This is a genomic window from Cobetia sp. BL01, from assembly GCF_056493605.1.
Map to the genome: position 1 here is coordinate 84,856 of NZ_JBVBEE010000007.1, position 25,760 is coordinate 110,615.

General features: G+C 62.3%; 24 protein-coding genes. 13 read left to right on the forward strand and 11 right to left on the reverse strand.

Annotated features, from left to right (window positions below; all coding sequences use genetic code 11):
- Positions 1-68 precede the first annotated feature (68 nt).
- The 3 genes from ACZYGA_RS13030 to ACZYGA_RS13040 all read right to left on the reverse strand — a co-directional run bounded on the left by ACZYGA_RS13030 (position 69) and on the right by ACZYGA_RS13040 (position 2,838).
- A complete protein-coding gene (locus ACZYGA_RS13030) occupies positions 69-779 on the reverse strand; it encodes a helix-turn-helix domain-containing protein (protein WP_279875709.1) in 711 nt (236 codons plus the stop codon).
- 329 nt (positions 780-1,108) lie between these two features.
- Positions 1,109-2,254 carry an aminomethyl transferase family protein gene (locus tag ACZYGA_RS13035; protein WP_404626957.1) on the reverse strand — a complete coding sequence of 382 codons (1,146 nt, stop codon included), beginning with the start codon at positions 2,252-2,254 and terminating at the stop codon, positions 1,109-1,111.
- A gap of 230 nt (positions 2,255-2,484) precedes the next feature.
- Complete coding sequence (locus ACZYGA_RS13040) at positions 2,485-2,838, reverse strand: hypothetical protein (protein WP_404626958.1); 354 nt, start codon at positions 2,836-2,838, stop codon at positions 2,485-2,487.
- 103 nt (positions 2,839-2,941) lie between these two features.
- Here ACZYGA_RS13040 and glnT point away from each other — a divergent pair, with 103 nt between their 5' ends.
- The 8 genes from glnT to amt all read left to right on the forward strand — a co-directional run bounded on the left by glnT (position 2,942) and on the right by amt (position 12,245).
- Positions 2,942-4,276 carry a type III glutamate--ammonia ligase gene (gene glnT / locus ACZYGA_RS13045; RefSeq protein ID WP_404626959.1) on the forward strand — a complete coding sequence of 445 codons (1,335 nt, stop codon included), beginning with the start codon at positions 2,942-2,944 and terminating at the stop codon, positions 4,274-4,276.
- Positions 4,277-4,393: 117 nt separating this feature from the next.
- Positions 4,394-5,311 (forward strand): class II glutamine amidotransferase, encoded by a 918-nt coding sequence (locus ACZYGA_RS13050; protein ID WP_479399305.1) that lies wholly within the window; start codon positions 4,394-4,396, stop codon positions 5,309-5,311.
- Positions 5,311-5,997 (forward strand): protein glxC, encoded by a 687-nt coding sequence (locus ACZYGA_RS13055; RefSeq protein ID WP_479399307.1) that lies wholly within the window; start codon positions 5,311-5,313, stop codon positions 5,995-5,997. Before ACZYGA_RS13050 ends, ACZYGA_RS13055 begins: the two co-directional genes overlap by 1 nt.
- A gap of 14 nt (positions 5,998-6,011) precedes the next feature.
- Complete coding sequence (locus ACZYGA_RS13060; RefSeq protein WP_404626963.1) at positions 6,012-7,352, forward strand: FMN-binding glutamate synthase family protein; 1,341 nt, start codon at positions 6,012-6,014, stop codon at positions 7,350-7,352.
- A gap of 670 nt (positions 7,353-8,022) precedes the next feature.
- Positions 8,023-8,709: a dimethylamine monooxygenase subunit DmmA family protein gene (locus ACZYGA_RS13065; RefSeq protein WP_479399309.1), complete on the forward strand. Its 687-nt coding sequence runs from the start codon at positions 8,023-8,025 to the stop codon at positions 8,707-8,709.
- A complete protein-coding gene (locus ACZYGA_RS13070; protein ID WP_404626967.1) occupies positions 8,694-9,638 on the forward strand; it encodes a PDR/VanB family oxidoreductase in 945 nt (314 codons plus the stop codon). The genes ACZYGA_RS13065 and ACZYGA_RS13070 overlap by 16 nt, the downstream gene beginning before the upstream one ends.
- Positions 9,639-9,677: 39 nt before the next feature.
- Complete coding sequence (locus ACZYGA_RS13075) at positions 9,678-10,739, forward strand: heme-dependent oxidative N-demethylase family protein (protein WP_404626969.1); 1,062 nt, start codon at positions 9,678-9,680, stop codon at positions 10,737-10,739.
- 159 nt (positions 10,740-10,898) lie between these two features.
- Positions 10,899-12,245, forward strand: a complete 1,347-nt coding sequence (gene amt, locus ACZYGA_RS13080) for an ammonium transporter (protein ID WP_479399311.1) — start codon at positions 10,899-10,901, stop codon at positions 12,243-12,245.
- 211 nt (positions 12,246-12,456) lie between these two features.
- On the opposite strand, the gene ACZYGA_RS13085 is transcribed toward amt, so the two are convergent.
- The 7 genes from ACZYGA_RS13085 to purU all read right to left on the reverse strand — a co-directional run bounded on the left by ACZYGA_RS13085 (position 12,457) and on the right by purU (position 20,757).
- Positions 12,457-13,299, reverse strand: a complete 843-nt coding sequence (locus tag ACZYGA_RS13085) for an IclR family transcriptional regulator (protein ID WP_084208839.1) — start codon at positions 13,297-13,299, stop codon at positions 12,457-12,459.
- Between the two features lie 141 nt (positions 13,300-13,440).
- Entirely contained in the window at positions 13,441-14,142 is a 702-nt protein-coding gene (locus ACZYGA_RS13090; protein ID WP_479399313.1) for a hypothetical protein, read from the reverse strand.
- Position 14,143: 1 nt separating this feature from the next.
- Entirely contained in the window at positions 14,144-17,152 is a 3,009-nt protein-coding gene (locus ACZYGA_RS13095) for a 2Fe-2S iron-sulfur cluster-binding protein (RefSeq protein ID WP_479399315.1), read from the reverse strand.
- Positions 17,149-17,460 (reverse strand): sarcosine oxidase subunit delta, encoded by a 312-nt coding sequence (locus ACZYGA_RS13100; RefSeq protein WP_054555966.1) that lies wholly within the window; start codon positions 17,458-17,460, stop codon positions 17,149-17,151. The genes ACZYGA_RS13095 and ACZYGA_RS13100 overlap by 4 nt, the downstream gene beginning before the upstream one ends.
- 95 nt (positions 17,461-17,555) lie before the next feature.
- Positions 17,556-18,797, reverse strand: coding sequence for an FAD-dependent oxidoreductase (locus ACZYGA_RS13105; RefSeq protein ID WP_479399317.1), 1,242 nt, complete (start codon positions 18,795-18,797; stop codon positions 17,556-17,558).
- Positions 18,798-18,835: 38 nt separating this feature from the next.
- On the reverse strand, positions 18,836-19,783 hold the full coding sequence (folD, locus tag ACZYGA_RS13110; RefSeq protein WP_479399319.1) for a bifunctional methylenetetrahydrofolate dehydrogenase/methenyltetrahydrofolate cyclohydrolase FolD: 948 nt from the start codon (positions 19,781-19,783) through the stop codon (positions 18,836-18,838).
- 95 nt (positions 19,784-19,878) lie between these two features.
- Entirely contained in the window at positions 19,879-20,757 is an 879-nt protein-coding gene (purU, locus tag ACZYGA_RS13115) for a formyltetrahydrofolate deformylase (protein WP_077377058.1), read from the reverse strand.
- A gap of 451 nt (positions 20,758-21,208) precedes the next feature.
- Here purU and ACZYGA_RS13120 point away from each other — a divergent pair, with 451 nt between their 5' ends.
- The 5 genes from ACZYGA_RS13120 (at position 21,209) to tnpC (ending at position 24,702) form a co-directional block, all read left to right on the forward strand.
- The gene (locus ACZYGA_RS13120) at positions 21,209-21,526 is read left to right on the forward strand and encodes a hypothetical protein (protein ID WP_404626978.1); all 318 of its coding nucleotides are present in this window, start codon (positions 21,209-21,211) and stop codon (positions 21,524-21,526) included.
- A 382-nt stretch (positions 21,527-21,908) separates the two neighbouring features.
- Complete coding sequence (locus tag ACZYGA_RS13125) at positions 21,909-22,184, forward strand: hypothetical protein (RefSeq protein ID WP_479399321.1); 276 nt, start codon at positions 21,909-21,911, stop codon at positions 22,182-22,184.
- Between the two features lie 210 nt (positions 22,185-22,394).
- A complete protein-coding gene (gene tnpA / locus ACZYGA_RS13130) occupies positions 22,395-22,748 on the forward strand; it encodes an IS66-like element accessory protein TnpA (RefSeq protein WP_479399323.1) in 354 nt (117 codons plus the stop codon).
- Positions 22,745-23,080: an IS66 family insertion sequence element accessory protein TnpB gene (tnpB, locus tag ACZYGA_RS13135; protein ID WP_175090695.1), complete on the forward strand. Its 336-nt coding sequence runs from the start codon at positions 22,745-22,747 to the stop codon at positions 23,078-23,080. The genes tnpA and tnpB overlap by 4 nt, the downstream gene beginning before the upstream one ends.
- A gap of 92 nt (positions 23,081-23,172) precedes the next feature.
- Positions 23,173-24,702 carry an IS66 family transposase gene (tnpC, locus tag ACZYGA_RS13140; protein ID WP_479399325.1) on the forward strand — a complete coding sequence of 510 codons (1,530 nt, stop codon included), beginning with the start codon at positions 23,173-23,175 and terminating at the stop codon, positions 24,700-24,702.
- 106 nt (positions 24,703-24,808) lie between these two features.
- Here the strand turns inward: tnpC and ACZYGA_RS13145 are convergent, their stop codons facing one another.
- Positions 24,809-25,696 (reverse strand): LysR family transcriptional regulator, encoded by an 888-nt coding sequence (locus ACZYGA_RS13145; RefSeq protein ID WP_404626981.1) that lies wholly within the window; start codon positions 25,694-25,696, stop codon positions 24,809-24,811.
- Positions 25,697-25,760: the final 64 nt, after the last annotated feature.

Here is a 25,760-nt window from a genome sequence, read left to right on the forward strand (position 1 = left end):
CCAGGGAAAGTGGGCCATCCAGGGGCGGGGAGACTGTCGGGGTCATCAGGCGCGGTGAAGCGGATGACCTATTCGTTGTCGTCGTAGTGAATGATCGACAGCAGCTGAATCGGCACCTCGTTCAACTTCTCGGGGCCATGCGGAACGCCGGCATCGAAGGCCAGGCTATCGCCGGGGCCCATCTCATAGAACTTGTCACCGTGGCGATAGGTGAGATGTCCTGACAGCAGATAGATGAATTCATGCCCGGCATGACAGAAGTTGGGGAAGACTTCGCTGGCATCATCCATGGTGATCAGGAAGGGTTCGTAGCGCTTCTTGGGGCCTTGTTTGTAGCTCAACAGTTGATAGGCATGGCCGACTTCCGTGCCGGTGCGTACCACCTGCATGCCTTGCCCGGCCTTGATGTGCTGGGCACCACGCCCATTGACATCGTAATCGCTGAACAGCTTCGAGATCGGCAGGCTCAAGGCATTGCACAGCTTGTTTAGGGTATCGAGACTGGTGGACACTTGGGCGTTCTCCACCTTGCTGATCATGCCCTGACTGACACCGGCGATACGCGAGACGTCAGAAATCTTGTAGCCCTGCGAGACGCGCTGCTGCTTGAGCGCGCGTGCGATGTGCTGCTCAAGTCCGAGACGCGTCTCGTCAGCTGCCGCCGTGATGGTGTCTTTCCTCTCTGACTGCGCAGCGGGGTCGGTCGCTGGTTCACGGGGCAGAGTGTCGGAGCTGTCCTGTTCCGACTTCTCGGAGGGAGCGGGGGATTTTCGCGGCATGATGACTCCTGTAGCGGAGAGGGTGGCAATGGGAAGGGGATGGCCGGCGAGGACGCGGCATGCCCTTGTGAGGCATGCCGCGCATCGGCTCGCGAGCGGGGTATGGCGTGACATTACCAACTTTGCCGTCAACCCTCATCCTTGATGTCTGCCAAGGGGGCGGGAGTACCTTTCGAGAGTCCTGCTCAATCACCTGGACTGGGTGTGAGGCAAGAGGCCTCCTCGACGTCACGTCGAGGAGGCCTCTTGCGTCTTGCGTTCGCAATGCGTCCTGCCACATCACCCGGTTGTCACTGCAGGTCTTGCAGTGCCCAACATGGTGCGTGTGCTCAGCCGCGAGCCAGTCGCTTGGCCTTTTCCGGGTCATCGAAGGGCAGGGAATGGCTGATGGCCGAGAGGCTGGTCTCTCCGTCAGTGCCGGTCTTGAGGGTCAGCGGGGTGCCATGCTCGGCATAGCCGGGTTCGAGACGTGCCAGCGCCATGGAGCGATCGCTCAGGCGCGAGTACATGCCCTGAGTGATGACACCGACGCACTTGCCGTCGGCGTAGATCTTGTTACCAATCTGGGCGACGTCTTTCGAGTCCAGCAGCACGCCATAGACCTTGACGCGCTCCTTGCCCTGCAGCGCGAAGTGTTCGCTGGCGCCACGGAATTCGGTCTTGCCCGGCGAGACGGTGAAGTCCAGGCCCAGCTCCCACAGGGTATCGCCCACCGGCTGGTCGGGATACGGGTAGGTTTCGGAATTGTCCGCCGGGTAGAACAGCAGGTGGCTCTCGACCCGCAGCCAGTCAAGGGTGCCAAAGCTGCACGGCTTGATGCCCATGTCGGCGCCATCTTCGAGAATCTGTTCCCACAGAGAGGGAGCGTCCTTGGCCTTGCAGAAGATCTCGTAGCCACGCTCGCCGGTGTAGCCGGTGCGCGAGATCATCACGTGGTAGCCGAACAGCTGGGTCTGCAGATGGTGGAAGTAACGCAGCTCACGGATGCCCGGCACGTGACGCTCCAGAAAATCCACCGCGACCGGCCCCTGCAGTGACATGTCATGCATGTCGTCATCGAAGGTCAGGCTGACGGCGCGCCCCAGGGCACTCTTGGCCAGCATTTCATTCGCGGTGCCCGTACCGTGCACCACGAGGTAGGAGTTCGGCGCCAGGCAATAGACGATGCAGTCGTCGACGAACTTGCCGGCCTCATTCAAGACGCTGGCATACACCGATTTGCCCGGATACAGCTTGGACATGTCCCGCGTGGTGACGTAATCCAGCACGGCCTGGGCGTGCGGGCCATTGCAGTGGATCTTCTTGAGTCCCGAGACATCCATCAGACCGGCGCGGGTGCGGATGGTCTCGTGGTCATCGGCCGTGTCCGAGACGGCGTAATTCCAGGCGGTGCCCATGCCATTCCAGTCTTCAAGCTCCGCGCCCAGCTTGCGGTGTTGTTCGGCCAGTGCCGAGATGCGCCATGAATTCGCCATGCGTCCCTTTCTCCTGTGAGTCGTGCTGCCTAGCGTAAGTGGGTGGTGCCGTAGTCCTGCTGGTGCTGGCGAAGATGGCGCGCAAGACGCGCATTCGCCGCAGGAGGTGTTGTTGTTCTTTCGCCTCTTCAGGCGCCTCTTCAGGCGCTTCACAAGGGCTTGTGCCTGCTGCTTGCCTTGCCTGATCGCATGAGCGTCCATTCTTGAAAGGAAAGAAACATTCTTCATGGTTAAGCAAGGGGCTTGCCAATTCCGTCAAAGGCCATGGCCACGGCAACCCTTGAGCGAGTCAGACGGCGATTGGCAGCACGAATTCGGGCGTGAATATCAGCGCTTTGCGTCATGCTGGTGCGAAGAGGGGAGCTTTGGGCACCGAAATGATGCCTATTTCGAGAAACGGGCAGGAATTTAATCAGGATCACTTGGCGTTTTCTGTGGGGTAAAACAAGTTCGGAAAATAAATTTCCATGCAAAACAGGAGGTTGATGAAAGGTTCTGGGTGGCAGCTGGCGAAATGGCATGCTGCATGCTTTTCTTTGGGGGAAATAAAGTTGACCAGCAGGAATCACAAAAACTCGTTTCATCCGCTATCTTGACGTGGCGAGTCACCACAAGGGGTCAGGTTTCCCGGGGTGGCAGACAGTGTCGAGGGAGATGGAACCCGGTCCGCTCTCAGAGGAAACCCAGATGTCACCCGAAAAGGCGCAACAGTTCATCAAGGATCACGATATTCGCTACTTGCTGGCGCAGTTCGTGGATATTCATGGCGCTGCCAAGACCAAGTCCGTGCCGGCCAATTGCCTGATGGATGTGGTCGAGAAGGGCGCGGGCTTTGCCGGCTTCGCCGTCAGTGGTCTCGGCATGTCGCCGGAGGGGCCGGACTTCATGGCGCGTGGCGATCTGGACTCGCTGTGCCTGGTACCGTGGCAGCCGGGCTATGCGCGCATGGCCTGTGATGGCTATGTCAATGGGGAACCGTTCGCCAACGACAGCCGTGTGGTACTGCTCAAGCAGCTGGAGCGCCTGAAGGAGAAGGGCTGGACGCTCAATACTGGGCTGGAGCCGGAATTCTCACTGTTCCGCCGGGGGGAAGCGGGTGAGCTGTTGCCGGTGGATGAGAGCGATACCCTCGCCAAGCCCTGCTACGACTACAAGGGCCTGTCGCGTTCGCGTGAATTCCTCGAGCGTCTGGTCGAATCGTTGCAGGCGGTGGACTTCGACGTCTATCAGATCGATCACGAGGACGCCAATGGCCAGTTCGAGATCAACTACACCTACAGCGATGCGCTGACCTCGGCAGACCGCTTCACCTTCGTGCGCATGGCCGCCGGCGAGATCGCCAATGACCTGGGCATGGTGTGCTCCTTCATGCCCAAGCCGCTGGCGGACCGCCCGGGCAATGGCATGCACTTCCACCTGTCCGTGTGTGATGACACCGGCCGCAACCTTTTCGGCGATGACTCCGACACCCAGGGCATGGGCCTGTCACCGCTGGCGTACCACTTCCTCGGCGGATTGCTGGCACATGCCCCGGCGCTGTGTGCCTTTGCCGCGCCGACCGTCAATTCCTACAAGCGTCTGGTCGGGGGTGGCAGCACCAGCGGCGCGACCTGGGCGCCGGTCTTCGTCGCCTACGGGGACAACAACCGCTCGGCCATGGTGCGTGTGCCCTATGGTCGCCTCGAGTTCCGCCTGCCGGACGCCGGCTGCAACCCCTATCTCGTGCACGCCGCCATCATCGCCGCGGGGCTGGATGGCGTGGCACGCAAGCTGGATCCGGGCACGCCCCACAACATCAATCTCTACTCGCTGACCCCGAGCGAATGCGCCGAGAAAGGCATCGAGACGCTGCCGCAGAATCTGGCCCTGGCCATCGATGCGCTCGAGGCGGACAGCATTTTGCGCGAGAGCCTGGGCGAGGGGATCTGCGCCGAGTTCATGCGCCTCAAGCGCGAGGAATGGCGGGATTACAACGCGCAGGTCAGTGCCTGGGAAGTCCAGCGCTACGCCGAATTCTTCTGATCTCATCCGGCGGCGCTCGCGGATCTCGCGGGTCGTGTCAGACGAGGGTCGCCACTGTCACCACCACGCTCAAGACACCAGGCAGGAGACGCCTCCTGCCCGTGAGAGGACATCACCATGTGTGGAATCGTAGGGCTTTATCTCAAGAACCCGGCGCTGGAATCGCGCCTGGGGGAGCTGTTCGAGCCGATGTTGATCGCGATGACGGATCGCGGCCCGGACAGCGCCGGCTTCGCCATCTATGGCGACGAATTTGACGCTGGCATCAAGCTGACGCTGCAGAGCGATGGTGTCGATGAGGATTGGGAGGCGATCGCCAAGGGCCTGGACGAGCAGGTCGGCACGGTGGCGGACTGGTTCAGCAATGCCAGTGTCGCGGTATTCAAGATCGCCGGGGAAGAGAGCGCCGTGCGTAGCTGGCTTGCCGACAGTGCCCCGCAGATTCGCGTATTGAGCGTGGGGCAGAGCATCGAGATCCTCAAGGCAGTGGGCCTGCCGGCCCATATCGCCAGCCTCTATGGCCTCAAGGGCATGCAGGGCAGCCACATCATCGGCCATACCCGCATGGCGACCGAAAGCGCCGTGACCCTGCAGGGCAGCCACCCGTTCTCCACCGGGCGTGATCTGTGCCTGGTCCACAATGGCTCGCTGTCCAACCATAACTGGCTGCGCACCAAGCTCAAGCGTGAGGGCATCAGCTTCGAGACCGACAACGATTCCGAAGTCGCCGCTGGCTACCTGACCTGGCGTCTGGAGCAGGGCGACAGTCTGGAAGCCGCGATCACCGGCGCCCTGAAGGACCTTGATGGCTTCTTCACCTTCACCATCGGCACCCGTGATGGCTTCGCCGTGGTGCGTGACCCGATCGCCTGCAAGCCTGCCGTGATCGCCGAGACCGATGATTACGTGGCCATGGCCTCGGAATACCGCGCCCTGGCCAGTTTGCCGGGCATCAAGGATGCCCGCGTGTGGGAGCCGGAACCCGGCCGCTTGTACCTGTGGGAAAATGACACCGCCCGTACGGAGGCTGCGTAATGATGAAGACTCACGATCTGGCCGTTGATGGGCTGCGCGCTCTGAACCAGGCCCTGCACGATGCCGACATCCTCAAGGAGGCGCGCGAATGGCGAGTGGTCAACTCCGACGGCGCTCACAACATCGCCTGCGGTATTAATGATGACATCAGTGTCGATATCGATGGCCACGCGGGCTACTACTGCGCGGGCATGAATCAGAAGGCCAGCATCACCATCCACGGCAACACCGGGGTGGGTGTGGCGGAAAACATGATGTCCGGCTGTGTGCGGGTCAAGGGCGATGCCTCCCAGGCTGCGGGCGCCACGGCACATGGCGGGCTGCTGGTCATCGAAGGCAACGCCTCGGCGCGTTGCGGTATCTCGATGAAGGGTGTCGATATCGTCGTCAAGGGCAACATCGGCGCGATGAGTGCCTTCATGGGACAGGCAGGACGCATGGTGGTATGCGGTGATGCTGGCGAAGGTCTCGGTGATTCGCTCTATGAAGCGCGACTCTACGTGAAGGGCACGGTCGCATCGCTGGGCGCGGACTGCATCGCCAAGGACATGCGTGCCGAGCACCTGGAAGAGCTGGGTGAGCTGCTGGCGAGTGCCGGCATTGACGAAGACCCGGCCAGCTTCACGCGTTACGGGTCTGCGCGTCAGCTCTATCACTTCAAGGTCGACAACGCCTCAGCCTACTGATCAGGATGCCCAACATGACTGACGAAACTCAGACACAGCCTTACAACCCGGCACTGCGCGAATCCGCCACCTTCGGCCGCGATGTCATTCACGAGATCCAGCGCGCGGCAGAGACGGGTATCTACGATATCCGTGGCTGGGGCGCCAAGCGCAAGGTGCCGCATTTCGATGACCTGCTGTTCCTCGGCGCCAGCATGTCGCGCTATCCGCTGGAAGGCTATCGCGAGAAGTGCGAGACCGAAGTCGTGCTCGGCACGCGCCATGCCAGGAAGCCGGTGGTGATCAGCACGCCGGTGACCATCGCCGGCATGAGCTTCGGTGCCCTGTCCGCCCAGGCCAAGGAAGCGCTGGGGCGTGGTGCCTCGGAAATCGGCACCTCCACCACCACCGGCGATGGCGGCATGACCCCGGAAGAGCGCGGCCAGTCCTCGCGCCTCGTCTACCAGTATCTGCCGTCGCGTTACGGCATGAACCCGGACGACCTGCGCAAGGCCGATGCCATCGAAGTCGTGCTCGGCCAGGGCGCCAAGCCCGGCGGGGGCGGCATGCTGCTGGGCCAGAAGATTTCCGAGCGAGTCGCGGGCATGCGCACGCTGCCGCAGGGCATCGACCAGCGCAGCGCCTGTCGCCACCCGGACTGGACCGGCCCGGATGACCTGGCGATCAAGATTGCCGAGCTACGCGAGATTACCGACTGGCAGGTGCCGATCTACGTCAAGATCGGTGCGACCCGTACCTACTATGACGTCAAGCTGGCGGTGAAGGCAGGTGCGGATGTCATCGTGCTGGATGGCATGCAGGGCGGCACCGCCGCCACCCAGGATGTCTTCATCGAGCATGTCGGTATCCCGACCATGGCCGCCATCCCCCAGGCCACGCAGGCACTGCAGGAGATGGGCCTGCACCGTGAGGTACAGCTGATCGTCTCCGGCGGGATTCGCAACGGCGCCGATGTGGCCAAGGCGATCGCGCTGGGTGCCGACGCCGTGGCGATCGGTACCGCCGCCTTGATCGCGCTGGGCGACAACCATCCGCGTTACGCCGGGGAGTATCAGAAGCTGGGGTCCGCCGCCGGTTTCTATGATGACTTCCAGGATGGCAAGTGCCCGGCCGGTATCTCCACCCAGGACCCGGAGCTGAGCCAGCGACTAGACCCGGTCGCGGCCGGCAAGCGCCTGGCCAACTACCTGCGCGTGCTGACGTTGGAAGCTCAGACATTGGCACGCGCCTGTGGCAAGTCACACCTGCATCATCTGGAGCCGGAAGATCTGGTCGCCCTGAATGTGGAAGCGGCCGCCATGGCACGTGTTCCGTTGGCGGGCACCAACTGGGTGCCGGGACAGGGCGGTTACTGATGACACGATCTCCATTGTGCATGAGCGTGTTTGGGCATGGCTGACATTACGCATGATTGTGATGGTAAAGGTGCGGAGTCTTTTGTCAGCAAGCTCGCTGGAGTGTTGTCCGGGAAAGTTGTCACGATACGGGAAGTCTTCTCCGGTTTATGTAGAAATATGACCTGGCGATATTGAGTCATCAAAGCGCCTCACTCTTCGGTGAGGCGCTTTCTTTGGTGGTGAGTACAATCAAGGAAAAAGGCCAATATCATGCAAGCGAAAGTGCATCAGAATGCTGACGGTGGAGAAGCATGTAGTGTCGTGTGGATTGTGGGATCGTGATTCTACCAAGATAAAGTTTTTCCATTATTTCAGCATCTTGAAGATATTAAATGAGAAATATGTCAGGCGTAGAGATTGGCTTATGAGGTGAGGTTTGGTCAGGGCAATAATGGTGAATGTAAGCCGTTTTTAATGAGTTTTGTGTTCTGTTTTGGTGCGTGAATATCTCTATTGATTGTTCATATGTGAAGTGGGGGTTTCAGGTAATTATGTCGGCTATGTGGAGCAATGATTTTGCCATCAATGGCACGAAATATGCTCATGAAATGGAGTGGTAGTCGGATGCACGTCATCGTCAAGACGGCGGCATTACAACAAGGACAATTTCTCAGAGCAGGGTCGTGTCATGAAAAGCCCGCAATCATCCTCTGTCACTGCCGGGATTCGAAGTCGGCAACACTATCCACGCATCGAGGCGCTGCCCGATGCCCAACGGTATCTGGTGGCGTGCCAGTCTCCCGAGAGCCTGCCAGGCACTGGAGAGGCGGCGGGCAACGCCCGTCAGCAACTGCAAATGCATTGTCAGCTGATCAGTACGCTGCTGGGGCAGCTCGGTAGCCGCGAGGTGGGAGGCACCTCGCAATCCACTCCGGCAACAGAGGCGTTGCCCACGGGGCCCGCCGACAGCGCCCGCCTGCATCGCTGGTACGACGTCGATGATCGCCCCCTAGCCTGCGATGCGCTGGCGGGTGCCATCGGCGAGGTAGGCGCGGCGGGGTGTCTGGTCATCATCGGCAGTGAGCATTTCGTGTGGCAGGTCGCCAATCTGGCTCAGCAGCAGGGGCTGTTGCTGGATGACATGGTGATGCTGCCGGTGGCTGCCTTGGGGCGGCATGTGTTCTGCGTGCACTGCCAGCAGGTCAGTGAGCACGTCATTCACTCGCCGTCAGCCTGTGATGGCTGCGGCCTGATGCTGGAAGTGCGTGATCATTTTTCCAAGCGTCTCGGCGCCTACATGGGCGTGCGAATCGATGCGGAAGCGCCGGGAGAGATTCCCCCACAGGAGGAGGTGGCACCATGTCTCGCTTCATGAAGGCGCGGGTCGCCGCGGTCGATCAGCTCAGCAGCAGCGTGCGCCGTCTCACTCTGGTGCCTGCCGATGAGGCCTCACCCTTCACGCCGTTCTCGCCGGGCAGTCATGTGGTGCTGGGCATTCCGGGAGAAGGGCGGGTGTGTCGCAACGCCTATTCATTGATCAGCCCGCCGGATGATCCCTCGCAGTACTGCATCGCGGTGCGTCGTCAGCCGGTCTCGCGTGGGGGCTCCGAAGCCATCCATTCCCGCGTCAAGGTCGGGGACGAGCTGGAGCTCAGCCCGCCGGCCAACCTCTTTCTGCCGCACTGGCAGGCGCGTCACCACCTGATGCTGGCAGGCGGCATCGGCATCACGCCGTTTCTCTCTTACCTGCCGGAGCTGGAGAGTCGTGGCGGCAGCTGGGAGCTGCACCTGCGCAGCCAGGACCTCGACGTCGCCCGCTTCCCGGAGGCCGCGCCCTATCTGGCGAGTGGCAACATCACCCAGCACCGTCTCGAGCGTCCGAATCTCAAGGCCCTGCTGGCGCGTCAGCCCGCCGGCACTCACGTCTATCTCTGCGGCCCGCAGGCCATGATCGATGCCGTGAAGGACGCGGCGCGCGAGCTGCACTGGAGTCTCGCGCGCATCCATCACGAGGTCTTTGCCGCCCCGGAGCCGGGGACTCCCTTCATGGCCGTGGCGCGTGGCAGCGGCGTGGAAGTGGCGGTCGGTGCCCAGGAATCCCTGCTGGAAGCGCTGGAGCGCAGCGGTGTCGAGGTGACGAGCCTGTGTCGCGGCGGGGTCTGCGGACAGTGTCGGGTCGAGATGCTGGAGGGGGAGGCGGAACACCGTGACGCCTTCCTCGATGAACAGGAGCGGGCCAGTCAGCGCTGCGTGATGCCCTGCGTTTCCCGGGCACGCAGCCAGCGGCTGGTGCTGGATCTCTGAAACCGTCTTTCGCGAGATGGACCCCCAAGGAGCAGGAACATGCAATTTTCCCCGCGAGATGACCAGGCGTTCCATGGTCAGTTCACCTTCAAGAATTCCGACTACGCCATCCAGCGTTTTCCCTTCCCGTTCCCGGAAGATGAGTACCGTTACTCGGTCAATATCGAGCCACATGTCTTGCCGGGCAAGCCGGGTTCCATCACCGAGCACATGCTGGATATCGATGAGCATTATCTGAGCGAGATCGCTGAGCGTGAGCGGGTGCTGGCCAAGGACCCCAAGCGTTGCCTGGTGATGCCGCACATGCAGCCGGCAGCCTGGGACTTCCTGGAATTCGTGATGACGCACTACGCCCGGGACTATCCGCAGGCCTTCAGTTTCGAGCGCGACGGCGATGACTGCGTGTGGCGCAACCATCTGCTGGAGATGGAACAGAGCTTCCGCATGGGCGATGACGCCAGCCTGCCACTGCCGCCACTGGACTATATCGGCCGTCAGATGCAGGGCGATATCGCGCTGCTCGACCAGCGCGACGGTGACCTCTTCATGGACGCCGGCATGATCACCTGTCCGGCGGACTGGTCACTGGCCTTCGATGCTGGCATGAGCTTCAAGCAGTGGCATGGTCCGGTGCCGTTGGCGCATGAGATGGGCGTGTTCGATCGCGCGCTCAAATACCTGTGCGCCATCCAGGTCGGCGGGCCGGTGCGACGCCTCAACTGGACCATGACCATCCATCCGCGCATGGACAGCTCCCCGGAGACCTATGCCGAGTGGGGCAGTGATCGCACCACCATCACCGCCGAAAACGCCGGTCGTGATGTGCATCTGCGCGTCGAGCTGCAGACGCTGGTGCGCATGCCGCGCAGTTATGCGCTGTTCTTCGGTATCCGCACCTATCTGATCAGCCTCGAGGACCTGTGTACCAACCCGGTCTGGCAGTCGCGCTTGTTGAAGGTGCTCAAGACCCTGCCGGCGGAGCTGATCGACTACAAGGGGCTGACGCGCTATCTGCCCAGCGTGCTCGAGTGGCTGGAAGCCCGCGAGGCAAGCGTTGCGGCCAAGGCCAATGCCGAGGCGACGGCGCAGGCAGCGGTCTAGGCCACGTTGCGGGCAAGCCGCTCTGGCTAAGAGCTCCTGATAATGAGCTCTTGATAAAGAGCTCTCGGCATACAGCCCTCGGCACCGAGGGCGTGATAGGGCATGGATCGCAAGCCGCTGACGAAAGCGCTTGCGAATAACAACAAAGGGGAAACGCTGGTGAATATCGATGTGCTCCAACTCAGCTATGCGCTGGATACGTTCTACTTCCTGATGTGTACCGCGCTGGTCATGTTCATGGCCTGCGGCTTCGCGATGCTGGAATCCGGGCTGGTGCGCTCCAAGAATACCGTCGAGATCCTGACCAAGAATGCGCTGCTCTATGGCATCGCCTGTCTAGTGTTCCTGGTGGTGGGCTACAACGTGATGTATCCCGGTGACAATGCCATCAGCAGCGTAATTCCGGGGCTGTCGTTCATGCTCGGCGCTGACAATACCCTCAGCGACATCAGTGCTGGCGAAGGGGCGGCCTATTACTCCAGCATGGCGGACTTCATCTTCCAGGCGGTGTTTGCCGCCGCGACCATGTCCATCGTCTCGGGGGCCGTGGCGGAACGCATGCGTCTGTGGCCGTTTCTGATCTTCGCGGTGGTGATGGTCGCGGTCATCTATCCGGTGGAAGGCTACTGGAAGTGGGGCGGCGGTTTCCTGGATGCGATGGGGTATCAGGACTTCGCAGGCTCGGTGGTCGTGCACATGGCGGGCGCGGCGGCGGCATTGGCGGCGGTGCTGCTGGTCGGTCCGCGCAAGGGGCGCTACGGCGTGGACGGCAAGGTACGTGCCATTCCGGGTGCCAATCTGCCGATCGCCATGCTGGGCATGTTCATCCTGTGGATGGGCTGGTTCGGTTTCAATGGCGGCTCGATGCTCAAGATCGCCAGTCTCGATGATGCCAACAGCGTGGCGCGTATCTTCGTCAGCACCAATGCCGCGGCCTCGGCAGGGATGGTGGCCGCGGCACTGCTGTCACGCGCCATGTTCGGCAAGACTGACATGACCATGGTGATGAACGGTGCCCTGGCCGGTCTGGTCTCGATTACTGCCGAGCCGTTGCTGCCGTCTGCCGGCCTTGCGGTGCTGGTCGGCGCAGTGGGAGGCATCATCGTGGTGCTGTCGGTAGTGGGGCTTGATCGCCTCAAGATCGATGACCCGGTCGGTGCGATTTCCGTGCATGGTTCCGCAGGCCTGTGGGGCATCATGGCGGTGCTGTTCTCCAATCCGGATGCGGCCTTCGGCACCCAGATCCTGGGCACGCTGATCATCTTCGCCTGGATGTTCGGCGCAAGCTTGGTGGCGCTGCTGGTGATCAAGAAGGTCTGCGGTGGCCTGCGTGTCAGCGAGGAAGAGGAACTGGAAGGCATGGACATGCACGAATGTGGCATGGGAGCCTACCCGGAGTTCGTGAACATGTCCTCCCCGTCACAGGGAGAAGGCACTGCGTCCGGGCATGCCGGCAAGGCGAGCGCTGCAGTTCCGGCTGCGGTGCTCAAGGGGGCGGCGCGTTGAGTCTGCCCCCCCCCCCCAAGTGCTGGATTCCCCGAGTGAGGTGAGTCCTGTCAGCGTGTGATCCGAGAAGGCCCGCCAATTGGCGGGCCTTCTCGTGTTCCAGGATGAGCGTAAGGGGAAAGGGTGGGCAAGGGACAGGGAAAGGAGGGGAAACAAGAGGGATGATGGACGTCCCGGGATGAACAAGCAGCGACCAGACGGAAACTGCCTGTCAGCGGCGGTGCAGTCCCCCCAGCTCATGATTGATATGGCGGGCGCAGTCCATCAGCGCGCCGCGCAACAGCAGGCGCCGGCGCTCGTCGGCCATCATCGCATCGGGGCCCGAGATATTGATGGCGCCCACCAGATGACCGGTATGGTCATAAAGCCCCGTGGCGATGGCAGTGGCGTAGTCGGAGCGACTTTCCACCCATCCCTGGCGGCGGGCTTCCTCGATGGCATCCTTCAAGGCCGGCAGGTTCTGGGGCGCCGGCGGTGGGTAGTCATCCAGACGGATCTGACGATAGAGCTGCTGCAGTTCATCCTCGCCCAGCACCGTGAGCAGGATGCGCCCCATGGCACTGACATGACACGGCAGACGGGAGCCGATGGGGATGTTGACCGACATGCGCTGTGCGGCGAAGGCGCGGTAGAGATAGATGGCATCCGTGCCCTCACGAACGCTCAGGTGACATGACATGGTGGTCTGATCGCGCAGGGTGTCCAGGTGGGGCGCCACTACCTCGACCAGATCCCGACTGGCCAGATAGCTGAAGCCCAGCGAGATGACCTGTGGCCCCAGTTCATAGGTGTTGCGAGCGATCTTCTTGAGATAGCCCATGTCGGTGAGGGTGATGACGATACGGTAGATGGCCGAATTGGTGGTGCCCAGTTCCTCGGCGAAGTCATTGGTGGTCAGCACCTTGCGCCTGCTGCTGAACATCTCGAGGATTCTCAGCCCGCGAAACAGCGCAGGCACGGTGTAATCATTCTCGCGAGCAGGCGCGGTCGAGAGCGATGGGTCATCGGTCACGACATCCTGCCCGGAAGGGAGCGAGGCGTGGGAATCGGGCATACCTGGTTCCTTTTGCTGCGTATGGCGAGCCGTAGGTGAAACGCAGTCTCCCCGTCGCTGCCTGGAACTCAGACGACGACGGGGAGCGGGTGACAGCGTGAGAGGCATGCGCGAGCGGATGCCAAGGTTGCGTCGCAATCGCTAGCCGTGATGATGGGCCAGCAGGGCAGCGGCTGTCACGGTCTGCCCCGAGTATTCGCGCATGGCATCGAGCATGACGCCCCACTGATAGTGGCTGGAGGCGATGTCGAACAGCAGGTGGAAGCAGGGGCACTGATGGCTTCCCACGTTGACGATGATCGCGTTGGTGCGTGCCACTGACGTCTGCGCGACGCTCCCGGGCGGGAAGGCCTCACTGCGCAGGTCCATCCCGCACAGCTTGGCCATCAGCGACGGTACGCTGCTGCCACTCAGGCTGAACCAGGCGTGGGAATCCCGCCGTGGGAGGGAATGCACGCGCCTGCCCCGGGCCAGTGCGTCATCCGCCTGCGCGATGAGTGGCAGCTCGGCCACGCCCGCATCGGGAGTGATGGCCGGCGTCAGTTGCAGAAACTCGCCCACTGACAGCCTGACCAGCCAGCTGCCATTCGTCTGGAGCCTTGCCGTATTGGGCGTATCCGGTACCGTGAAGTCCAGCGAGGCCAGCCAGTCGGCGGCCTCGCGGCCGCGAACGCCTGCGCGTCCCAGAGCGCTCATGTCGGCGAGTGCGCAGTGGCTGAGAACGGTTGCCGTCACCGAATCACTTGATGCGTCGGTTGTCGACGCGCCAGTGAGGCTTGCCGGCAGTGCACAGCGCGCCAATGCCGTGGCGCCATCCAGGTGGTCCGTCATTGATGTCGTCATTTCACAGCTCCTGGCGGGCAGACTTGGGATCAAAGAAGGGCAGTGCCACGACCTCGGCCTGGACCAGTACGTCGCCCTGGGTGCGGATGGTGATCTTGCTGCCGGGCGTACTGCTGTCGATTCCAGCGTAGGCCAGGCCGATGATGGCACCCAGCGTCGCGCTGTATTCACACGAGGTCACGTTGCCGGTGATGTCGCCACCGGGCTTGGCGGCGTCGGCGCTCTGTTCCCCGCCGCTGAGCACCAGCTGACCTTCCAGCGGTTGCGGGCTGTCCTTGGGCAGCATGAAGCCGACCAGCTTGCGGGTCTGGGGCTGGGCGGCAAGAATCTCGATCGCACGACGGCCGACACAGAAGGGCTTCTTGTGGCTGACTGCCCACTCAAGGCCGATCTCGCCGGGATGGCTCATGCCATCGGTATCCTGCCCGATGATGATGTGGCCTTTTTCCAGACGTAGCAGACGCTGGGCCTCGACGCCGAAGGGGCGGATGTCGGCCTGCTCGCCTGCCAGCATCAGCAGGTCCCACAGCGCTTCGCCGAAACGGCTCGGCACGTGGATCTCGTAGCCCAGTTCACCGACGAAGCCGACCCGCAGCAGGCGGGCGGGAATCCTGCCCTGCGTGCCCAGCAGCTCGGTCTCGAGATGGCCGGTGCGCAGCTCCAGATAGGGGAAGGCCTGGGGGCTCAGGTCGATGTCGCGACACACCTTGCTCAGCACCTCGCGGGCCTTGGGCCCGGCGAGATTGACGGCGCAGTAAGCGGCGGTGACGTTGGTGATATCGACATCGAGTCGCCACTGGGCATTCCACTTCAGCATCTGCTGGTAGACACGGTCCACGCCGCTGGTGGTGGCGGTGACATAGAAGTGTTCCTCACCGAGGCGGCACGAGACGCCATCGTCGATGATCACGCCTTGCTCGTTGGCCATGGTGGCGTAACGTGTGCGACCCACCGGCTGCTTGAGGAAGGCGAAGGTGTAGAGGCGGTTGAGCAGCTCGGCGGCATCCGGCCCGCGCAGCTCGATGCCACCGAGGGTCGAGACATCGATCAGGCCCACGCCGTTGCGCACGGCCAACGCTTCGGTCTGCATGGCGTCATTGCGCTCCTCCGGGCGGCCATAGAAGGCCGGGCGCGCCCAGTGGCCGGCCGGCATCATGCTGGCACCGAGAGCCAGATGGCGCTGATGCATCGGTGTCTGGCGGTAGGGGTCGAAGCTGCGACCGGCCAGCAGCGGCAGCGGTTCGGCCACGAAGGGCGGGCGCGCGGTGGTCACGCCGGTCTCGCTGACGCTGCGCTGGGTGGCTTCGGCGACCAGACGCGCGGCCGGCAGTGCCGAGTGACGGCCCTGGGACGGACCCATGCCCAGTGTCGAGAAGCGCTTGACCAGCTGGATGTCGCGATAGCCATGGCGGGTGGCATTGAGGATGTCGCGAATCTGCAGGTCTTCATCCAGATCGACGAACTCCTTGCCCTTGGGGTGCGCGAACAGCGGCCAGCCATGCTGACGGAAGGGGCGTGACGGCGTGACGGCCGCAGGCTCATTCGCCTCAAGCGTGGCATCCACGACCTTGCCTGCCGCGGCAAGCCCGTTCAGGGCGGCGCTCGCGGCACGCTGACCATCGGCGATCACGTCCTTGAGGTGATAGAGGCCATTGGCGGAGCCTGCCATGTGCAAATGTTTCGGCAGGCCGCTGAGGCTGAAACGCGCATCGTCATCCAGATAGGAGAGCTTGGCGCCCGCCTGACAGGCCAGCTGGTAGACCGGCATGTAGCCCGCCGTCATGCAGACCAGATCACAGGGGATCACCTCTCCCTCGGTGGCCAGTTCGCCGCGCGCGATGATCTTGCGTACCTCGACGCCCGTGACGTGATGCAGCGACTTCTCCGCCTGCGCCTCGAAGATGGCGTGCTCGAGCTTCAGGGCGATGCCGCAGTGGCGCACCGCATCGGCAAGGCTTGCCTCATCGGGCTGGGCGCGCATGTCGAGCAGGGCGACGATGTTGACGCCGTGCTCCATCAGGTCCAGTGCCGCCAGATAGCCATCATCGCTGCCGGTGATCACCACGCCTTGCTTGCCCGGCAACACGCCATAGTGCTGCATCAGGCGCTGGGCGGCACTGGCGAGCATGATGCCCGGCAGGTCGTTGTTGCGAAATACCACCGGTTGATCGAAGGCGCCGCTGGCGAGAATGCATTCCTTGGCGCGCACCTTGTAGAGGCGCTTGCCGCGGATCACCGGCAGGTAGTTGTCGGTGAACCAGGCATTGCAGGTCGCCTCGGTCATCACGTCGATGCGCAGATGCGCCGTGACGGCCGCGCTCAGCGTCTGCAGTGTCTGGTTGGCCTCATGGCCTTCGGCGTCGAAGCGCGCATAGGTCAAGGCGCCGCCGAGCAGACGGACCTGTTCGACCAGCAGCACGCTGGCGCCACCCTCGGCAGCCCCAAGCGCCGCCGTCATGCCCGCCGGGCCGGCGCCCACCACCACCACGTCGTGGAACAGATAGGCCTTGTCGTGATACTCGCCGCGCACGTCCAGATTCAGCGTCCCGAGCCCGGCCTTGCGGCGAATCAGCGGCTCCCAGTACTTCCAGACGCCCTTGGGCTTGTAGAAGGCACGGTAATAGAAGCCTACCGGCATGAATTTCGAGAACTTGCCCAGTCGCATGTCGCGGTCATTGTCCAGACTGCCAGTGACGTTCTGGGCAGTGACCTCGAGCCCCGGACTGATCTGGCGCTCATCACCCAGCACGTTGGGCTCATCCGGCAACTGCACCAAGGTGTTGGCATCCTGGCCGGCAAAGGTCAGAGCGCCGCGCGGGCGGTGATACTTGAAGGAGCGCGACAGCAGCCAGCGGCCATTGGCGGCCAGGGCACTGGCGATGGTGTCGCCGGCAAAGCCCTGGTAGCTCACGCCATCGAAGCTGAAGGTCACCGGCGTGTCACGGTCGATCAGACGCCCCAGCGGGGCCGGCAGACGTGCGCCTCGGGTCATGGGGACTCTGGCGTTCATGCGCGTTCTCCCGAGCTATCCGTGGTGTGCAGTGGAAACTCCACGCGCTGGGTGAAGCGCTCGGAGGGATCGAAGGTGCGCAGGATCTCGTCGGTCACGGTGTGACGCTCGGCGAGAAACCAGTAGCTGGAGGCGGCGTGCATCCACCATTCGGTGACGACACCGGCGGTGTTGTCGCTGAAGAAGACGTAGTCGGCCCACTCGCGATCACTGCAGGTATCGGGGTCTGGCATGTCGGCAAGCTCGCCGCCATACACGAATTCGCTGATATTTCGGGGCCCATTGAGTGGGCAGGGCATGATCTTCATCGCGGAAATCCTTGACCGTTGTTCTTGTACATCCAGCGTGGGGTGCGCATTCCCGGGCAGTCATCGAGCCTTGTAGGTCGAGCCATCGCGAGGCGTCAGTGGCTGGCGGCAGTCGCGCCCATCTCGTTGACCTGACGGAAGCGCGCGAAGCGTTCCAGCGCGAAGGGGGCGATCAGGTCCGGGGTCTTGCCGCCGGAGGCGACCAGCTCGGCCATGGTCTTGCCGCAGATCGGCGTCGCCTTGAAGCCCCAGGTGCCCCAGCCGGCATCCAGGTAGTAATTCTCGACGGGGCTTTCGCCCATGATCGGGCTGTAGTCCGGGGTCATGTCGGTTGTGCCTGCCCATTGGCGCATCAGGCGGGCCTGGGACAGGAAGGGGAACATCTCCAGCGCCGCGGCGATCAGGCTCTCCTTGAGGTCCAGCGTCGAGCGGGTGTTGTAGAGCGGGTAGGGGTCGGAGCCACCGCCGAACACCACCTCGCCACGGCTGGTCTGCTGCACGTAGCAGTGCAGGGCCGAGGAGCTGACGAGCGGATCGAGAAACGGCTTGAACGGCTGGGTGACCATCGCCTGCAGCGGATAGCTGATGATGGGCATGGTGAAGCCGGCCTTGCTGGCGAGCACTGAGCTGTGCCCGGCCACCGCCTGCACCACGCAGCCGCACTGCACGGTGCCGCGATTGGTCTTCACCGCGCGGATCTTGCCGCCTTCGATCACGAGGTCCTGCACCTCGGTGAGCTGGTGGATCTCGACGCCGCGCTTGGCGGCCTCCTTCGCATAGCCCCAGGCGACGGCATCGTGCCGCGCAGTGGCACCATCGATATGCCACAGGCCCGCCATGACCGGCAGGTGGCCGGGGTCCAGGTTCAGGCTCGGTACCAGCTCGCGGATCTGCTGGCGATCCAGCATCTCGGTGCGCCCACCGAAGTGGGTGTTGACCTCGGCGCGCTGGCGGAAGGCCCGCACAGTGGAGTCGGTATGCGCTAGGGTCAGTTGGCCGCGTTCCGAGTACATGATGTTGTAGTCGAACTCGTTGGACAGTCCCTGGAACATGCGCACCGATTCGCTGTAGAAGCGCACGCCTTTCGGGGTCAGATAGTTGGAGCGAATCACCGCGGTGTTGCGCGCGGTGTTGCCGCTGCCCAGGTAGGCCTTTTCCAGCACGGCGATATTGGTGATGCCGTGATACTTGGCCAAATAGTAGGCGGTGGCCAGGCCGTGCCCGCCGCCGCCGATGATGACCACGTCGTAGCGGGACTTCAGCTCCGTGGGCGGTGGGAGGTCGACTTCGGCCGGATACTCGGAGGACAGGCCGTACTTGAGCAGAGAAAAGGGCATCATTCACTCCCGGTACGCGCAGGCGTACCTCTAGTGGTTCAGGCCGACTGGCGACGCGCGGCAGTCAGGGTGTTGGCAAGCAGGCAGGCGATGGTCATCGGGCCGACGCCCCCCGGGACAGGCGTGATGGCACCCGCGATCTTGCTGACCGCAGCGAAGTCCACATCCCCGACCAGTCGCGTGCGCGCCTTGCCGGTAGGGCTTTGCTCGGCGGACTGCGCGATGCGATTGATGCCCACATCGATGACCACGGCGCCGGGCTTGATCCAGTCGGCGCCGATCATGTTCGGGCGCCCGACCGCGGCCACCACGATGTCAGCCTGACGACAGAGCGCGGCAGGATTCTGACTGCGCGAGTGCAGCTGGGTGACGCTGCAGTTGGCGGCCAGCAGCAGGCTGGCCATCGGCTTGCCGACGATGTTGGAGCGCCCGATGATCACCGCATGCAGGCCAGAAAGATCCCCACCGCGCTCGGCAAAGGTGTCACGCAGCAGGCGCATGCAGCCGGTGGGCGTGCAGGGCGCCAGGGCATCGGCCCCTTGGACCAGCGCCCCGACGTTCATGCGATGGAAGCCGTCGACGTCCTTGGCGGGGTCGATGGCCTCCAGCACCGCGTCTTCCTGAATATGGGCCGGCAGCGGCAGCTGGACGAGGATGCCATGCACATCAGTGTCGGCATTGAGCTTCGCTACCAGCGCCAGCAGCTCGGCCTCGCGGGTCTCGCTGGGCAGGATGTGCTCGAAGGACTGCATGCCACACTCGACGGTACGCTTGAGCTTGTTGCGCACATACACCTGACTTGCCGGGTCCTCGCCGACCAGCACGACGGCAAGCCCCGGTATCACGCCCTGTCGTGCGAGGCTTGCGACCTCTGCCGTGACTTCCTCCAGCAGTCGCGTCGAGGCGGCCTTGCCATCGATCACGGCGGCGCTGGGCTGTGCGAGTGTCTCGTCCGCGATCGCGGTGGGTGTCGCTTGGGTATTCATGACTGCGCTTCCTCCCTTGGGTGACGGCCGATGATTCACACGTGGTCTGTCTTGAAGGCTTGTGTGACGCCTTGCTTGAAGACTTATTTGACGCCTTACTTGAAAATCACGGTGCGATCATTGGCGAGGAAGACGCGGTGTTCGATGTGATAGCGCACGGCATTGGTCAGCGCCTGGGTCTCGGTATTGCGGCCGGCGGCAACCAGGTCATCCGGGGCGAAGTTGTGCTCGACTCGCTGTACGGCCTGATCGATGATCGGCCCTTCGTCGAGGTCTGCCGTGACGTAGTGGGCGGTGGCGCCGATCAGCTTGACCCCGCGGGCGTGTGCCTGGTGGTAGGGCTTGGCGCCCTTGAAGCCGGGCAGGAAGGAGTGGTGGATGTTGATGGCGCGCCCGGCCAGCTTCTGGCACAGCTCATCGGAGAGAATCTGCATGTAGCGCGCCAGTACCACCAGCTGAGTGCCGGTTTCCTCGACGATGTCCATCAAGGCCGCTTCCTGGCGCGCCTTGGTGTCCTTGGTGATCGGCAGGTAGACGAAGCGGATGCCTTCGCGCTCGACCATCGGGCGCAGGTCCAGGTGGTTGGAGACGACCGCGGTGATCTGCATGTCCAGCTCACCCTTGCGATAGTGGTAGAGCAGATCATCCAGGCAATGGTCGAACTTGGAGACCATGATCAGCACCGGCATCTTGTCCTTGCCACCGTGGATCTGCCACTGCATCTCGAAGGGCGCCGCCACGTCCTCGAAGGCCTGACGCATACGCTCGATATCGCCTTCGATGCCCGTGTTGAAACGGAAGCGTGCGCGCAGGAAGAACTGCCCCTTGTCCTCATCATCGTACTGCGCCAGCTCACTGATGTAGCACTCGTGAGTGGTCAGGAAGGTGGTGATGGCCGCCACGATGCCGGACGTCGCCGGGCAACTGATGGTGAGGATGAAATGATCGTCTGAGGTGCAGGTCGCGTGAGGCATTCTGGGCTCCGATGTCGGCAGAAAGGCATTGTTGTTGTGATATGAAGAACCTCATTCACTGACGTGTTTTTAATTCGGTTATTTCCTGTCAGTGACTTAATTTTCTTCTCAAGTAAATAACAATGTTTTTCTGGCGCTGGGTCAAGCCTGATCGACACGTCGATCGGTGTTAGCGTCCATGAAATGAAGACAATGATTCACTGATGAATCTTTACCGCTTTGGGGATCGCGGAGCAGCGTAAAGCCATGAGGCGGGCAAGGGTGGGACAGGTGCCTGATGAGACACGCTCGTCTCGAGTTGGCTACAGCCTGCGAGTAACGTGAAAGGAATCGTCATATCCCGGTTGGGCAATTGCTGGCTGCAATATCAACACGTTAGTGTGCACTCATTGTATGCCTTGAGGTGTGACCTCTTGAGCCGGTATTCCTGCAAGACAATGAGGTAGACACGATGCGCACATTGACGATCGCGGCACTCATGGTGGCCAGCATGGCCGGTTCCAGCGTAGCGATGGCCGGCAACCCGGCTGATGATGGCCACGCTGCCAAGTCCCAGTACACCCAGTACAAGGACAGCGTCAGGACCTCTGCCCAATCCCACAAGGCGGCTGCTTCCGGGCAGGTGGCTGACAAGTCCTCTCACGTTGCCAGCAAGGCTCACGATGCCAAGTCCAAGGTGAGCGACAAGGCGAGCAACAAGGCGAGCGATACCAATTCCCGCTATCAGAAGAAGAACTATGCTGACGTGCTCAAGAACGAGCGCCACTGATGGCATGACGCTTTTGCTCGGCACGGCTTGAGTCGGGCAGTTGCCCGCTGTTGACAAGACCCCCTGAGCCTCCGGTTGCAGGGGGTCTTTGCATGCCGGGCACGCTCCTTGAGATCCACGCCCGTCTGGCGCGGCAGGCGATGTGCCTCTGGTGTGCGTGATCAGACGTTGACGTCGCGTGTTTCATACGCTCGCCTCGACAAGATGCAAGCATTCGTCAAGCGAGCCTGACTGGCTTGCGAACATAAATATCAAGGAGTTAGTGTGCCACCACCCTGTCTCCCAGGACCTTGGCCTTCGGATCAGGAAGGGGACATTTCGCGAGTAGAGAGGAGTAGGTACGATGCGCAGGATGACGATTGCAGCACTCATGGTAATGGGCATGGCTGGCTCCTCAGTGGCAATGGCAAATTCCTACACTGATGCGGCGAAGGACAGTGCCAAGCCCCAGTACACCACAGCCAAGGACAACGCCAGTTCCAAGGTGACTTCCCGGACTGACAGTGCCTCTTCCAAGGTCAGCTCTGCCAAGCACAAGGCAAGTGACAAGGCCAGCTCTGCCAAGGCCATGACAAGTGACAAGGTCAGCTCTGCCAAGACCAAGGCAAGTGACAAGGTCAGCTCTGCCAAGTCCAGCTACGAAGACAAGTTCAAGTGATCTGATCCCCTGGGTTCGGGGGAGTCATGTGACACCCAGTCCCCGTCAGCCTCAGGCTGGCGGGGGCTTTTTCGCGGGGGGATCCCCAAGGCCGCGAAGGAGTCGTCTCTCGTAAGCGACCGGTGATCCCATCTACCGCAGAGTCCTGAATTTCGTCACGTTAGATGTCCACCTATCAATAAGTGGACACTTATCATGATGGAATCAAGCGTGTTGGAAGTTCCTCGCAAGCGTCGCCGCTTCACTGCCGCGTTCAAGGCCAGGATCGTCGAAGCGTGTCAGCAACCCGGTGCCTCCGTTGCCGGAGTGGCGTTGGAGCACAGCCTGAATGCTAACCTGGTCCACAATTGGATCCGTACCACCCGTCAGCAAACGGCTGTGCCAGAAATACCGGCATTTGTACCGGTGCCCATGACTCGCGAGTTGTCACCGGCCACTCCCCAGCATCAGGTGGCGGACCCTATTCGCCTCACCATCCCGCACCCCAACGGCCCGATGGTCATCGAGTGGCCTGCCTCGGAGGCCGACACCTGTCGATCTCTGGTTCGGGAGCTGCTCGTATGATCCGCATCGACGAAATCTGGCTGGCTACCGCCCCCCTGGATATGCGGGCCGGTCCGGACACTGCGTTGGCCCGAGTGGTGAAGGTCTTCGGCGCGGCTCGCCCGCACTGTGCTTATCTGTTCGCCAACCGGCGTGGCAACCGCATGAAGGTGCTGGTCCACGATGGTCTGGGCATCTGGCTGTGCGCCAGGCGCCTGAACCAGGGCAAGTTCCACTGGGCTGGCAACCGGCATGGCGATTGCGTCGAGCTCTGCCCCGAGCAGGCCATGGCACTGGTGCAGGGCCTACCCTGGCAGCGTCTCGGCACCGACGGCGTCATCTCTGTCGTCTGACACGCCAGGCCAGGTACGGCACAGAACCTCCCGGCCCGCTATTCGCTGATGCGCCAATCCCACTGCCTTCGGCGGGCTGGCATACTGGCGGAATGACGACGCCCCCCGACCTGACTCAACTCTCTCCCGATCAGCTCCGCCACTTGGCGGCAACGCTGATGACGCAGGTGGAGGAAAAGGAGAAAGCGCTACGCCACAGCGAGCAGGTCAATCAAAAGCTGACCTATGAAATGGCATTGCTCAAGCGCCACGCCTTCGGCAAGCGCAGCGAGCAGCTCAATGTCCTGCAGATCAGCCTGCTGGAGGAAGGGGTGGACGCCGACATTGCTGCCATCGAGACCGAGCTGGAAGAGCTCCACCTCACTGCTGACACGCCAGTGGCAAGGAAGACGCCCAAGCGCACGCCCTTACCTCCCGAGCTACCGCGCACCGAGATTCATCATGATCCGGAGAATGATCACTGCCGGTGTGGTTGTCAGCTGAGGCGGATCGGCGAGGAAATCAGTGAGAAGTTGGATTACACGCCGGGCGTGTTCCACGTCGAGCGGCATATCCGTGGCAAGTGGGTCTGCGACCAATGCGAGACACTGACCCAGGCACCGATGCCGACGCAGATCATTGACAAGGGCATCCCCACCGCCGGCTTGCTGGCCCAGGTGCTGATCGCCAAATATGCTGATCACCTGCCACTCTATCGCCAGGAGCAGATCTTCGCCCGCGCCGGCGTAGCGATTCCCCGCTCCACCCTGGCCGAGTGGGTCGGCACCTGCGGGGTGCGACTTCAGCCGCTGATCGATGCACTGCGTGAAGTGTTGCTCAACGAGCCGGTGCTGCATGCCGACGAAACGCCGGTACCGATGCTGGCCCCTGGCAAGAAGAAGACGCACCGCGCCTATCTCTGGGCCTACGCCACCACCCCGTATGCCGGGTTGAAGGCCGTAATCTACGACTTCAGCGAGGGACGTGGCGGACAACATGCCCGCGACTTCCTCGGGAAGTGGCGGGGCAAGCTGGTCTGTGACGACTACAGCGGCTACAAGCAGAGCTTCGCCAACGGTGTTACCGAGATCGGTTGCATGGCCCATGCCCGCCGTAAATTTGTCGATCTGCACGTCGCTGGCAAGAGCCAGATCGCCGGGCAGGCTATCGAACTGATCGGTCAGCTATACCAGGTGGAGCGTGAGGTACAGTCACTCAGTGCGGAAGAGCGTCAACGGCTGCGGGAGACGAAAGCAAAGCCCATCGCCGATACGCTACATCGCTGGATGCTGGCGCATCGCGAGAAGGTCCCGAATGGTTCGGCGACGGCGAAAGCGTTGGATTACAGCCTGAAGCGCTGGGCGGCGTTGACGCGCTACCTGGATGACGGCGCGTTGCCGATCGATAACAACCGGGTGGAGAATCTGATTCGCCCCTGGGCGCTGGGGCGTTCAAACTGGCTGTTCGCCGGATCTCTGCGCAGTGGCCAGCGTGCTGCCACCATCATGAGCCTCATTCAGTGTGCCAAGCTGAACGGCCATGAGCCCTATACCTACCTGAAGAATGTGTTGGAAAGGCTGCCGACCCAAAAGGCTAGCCAAGTGCACGAACTTCTGCCCCATCATTGGCAGCATACTGCGTGATCACTCGCAAGCGGTGATGCCCGAACGCTTACCGTCTCTCGCCGGGAAGTGCGTTCTGCCCGGCACGTCATGAGGAGAATGGGCGAGCCGGACGGGCATTGGCAGATCAGTGGTCCGAAAAGGTCTCGACCAGATGCTGGGCGAAGGCCTGCATGCGGCGTGGCTGAGCGCGGGCGGGCGGGAACAGCAGCTGAAGCGGTGAGGGCGGGGCAGCGTGCTCCGGCAGCAGCTCCACGAGGCGACCCTCGCGCAAGTCGTCCGCCACGTCGACTTCCGATTTCAGGGCGATACCAAACCCTTCCAGACACCATTGGCGCACCAGTTCCCCATCATTGGCGATGCGATTGCCGCTGACGGTGACGATCTGCGGCACCTTGTGGTTGCCGAAGTGCCATTCATTGTCGAGGCTCTTGCCAAAGCGCATCACCAGACAGTTGTGGTGCTTGAGATCGGCCGGCGTCAGTGGCGCGGGGTGCTGCGCCAGATAGGCGGGAGAGGCACACAGCAGGCGGCGTTTCTGGCCCAGATGACGCACGCGCAGCGTGCTGTCCATGATGGTGCCGAAACGCAGGGCAAGATCGATCCCCTGACTGACGATATCGATGTAACTGTCCGACAGCAGCAGCTCTATCTCGATGGTGGGGTGCTGACGCTGAAATTCGGTGATGGCGCGTGACAGGGCGTTGCGACCCAGATCGCTCGGTGCGCTGATGCGAATTCGACCGGTGAGTGTCTGGGCACCCAGGCGGATACGGGTCTCAAGCTCCGAGGCACTGTCGAGCAGACCACGGGCTTCTTCCATCAGCGTGCGGCCCTCTTCGGTCAGGCTGATGGCACGTGTGGTGCGGTTGAGCAGCACCACCCCGTAGTGCGCCTCCAGTGAAGCCAGACGCTCCGATACCGTCGTCGGCGACAGTCCCGTCTCGCGCCCCGCGGCGGTCAGGCTGCCTTTCTCGACGATGGTCAGAAACAGCGCGATGTTGTCCAGTAGCATTGTGCGGTTTTTCCGAATTATCTTTGCGAAAAGGGGATGTTTATACGGACAAGGCTTGTGACTA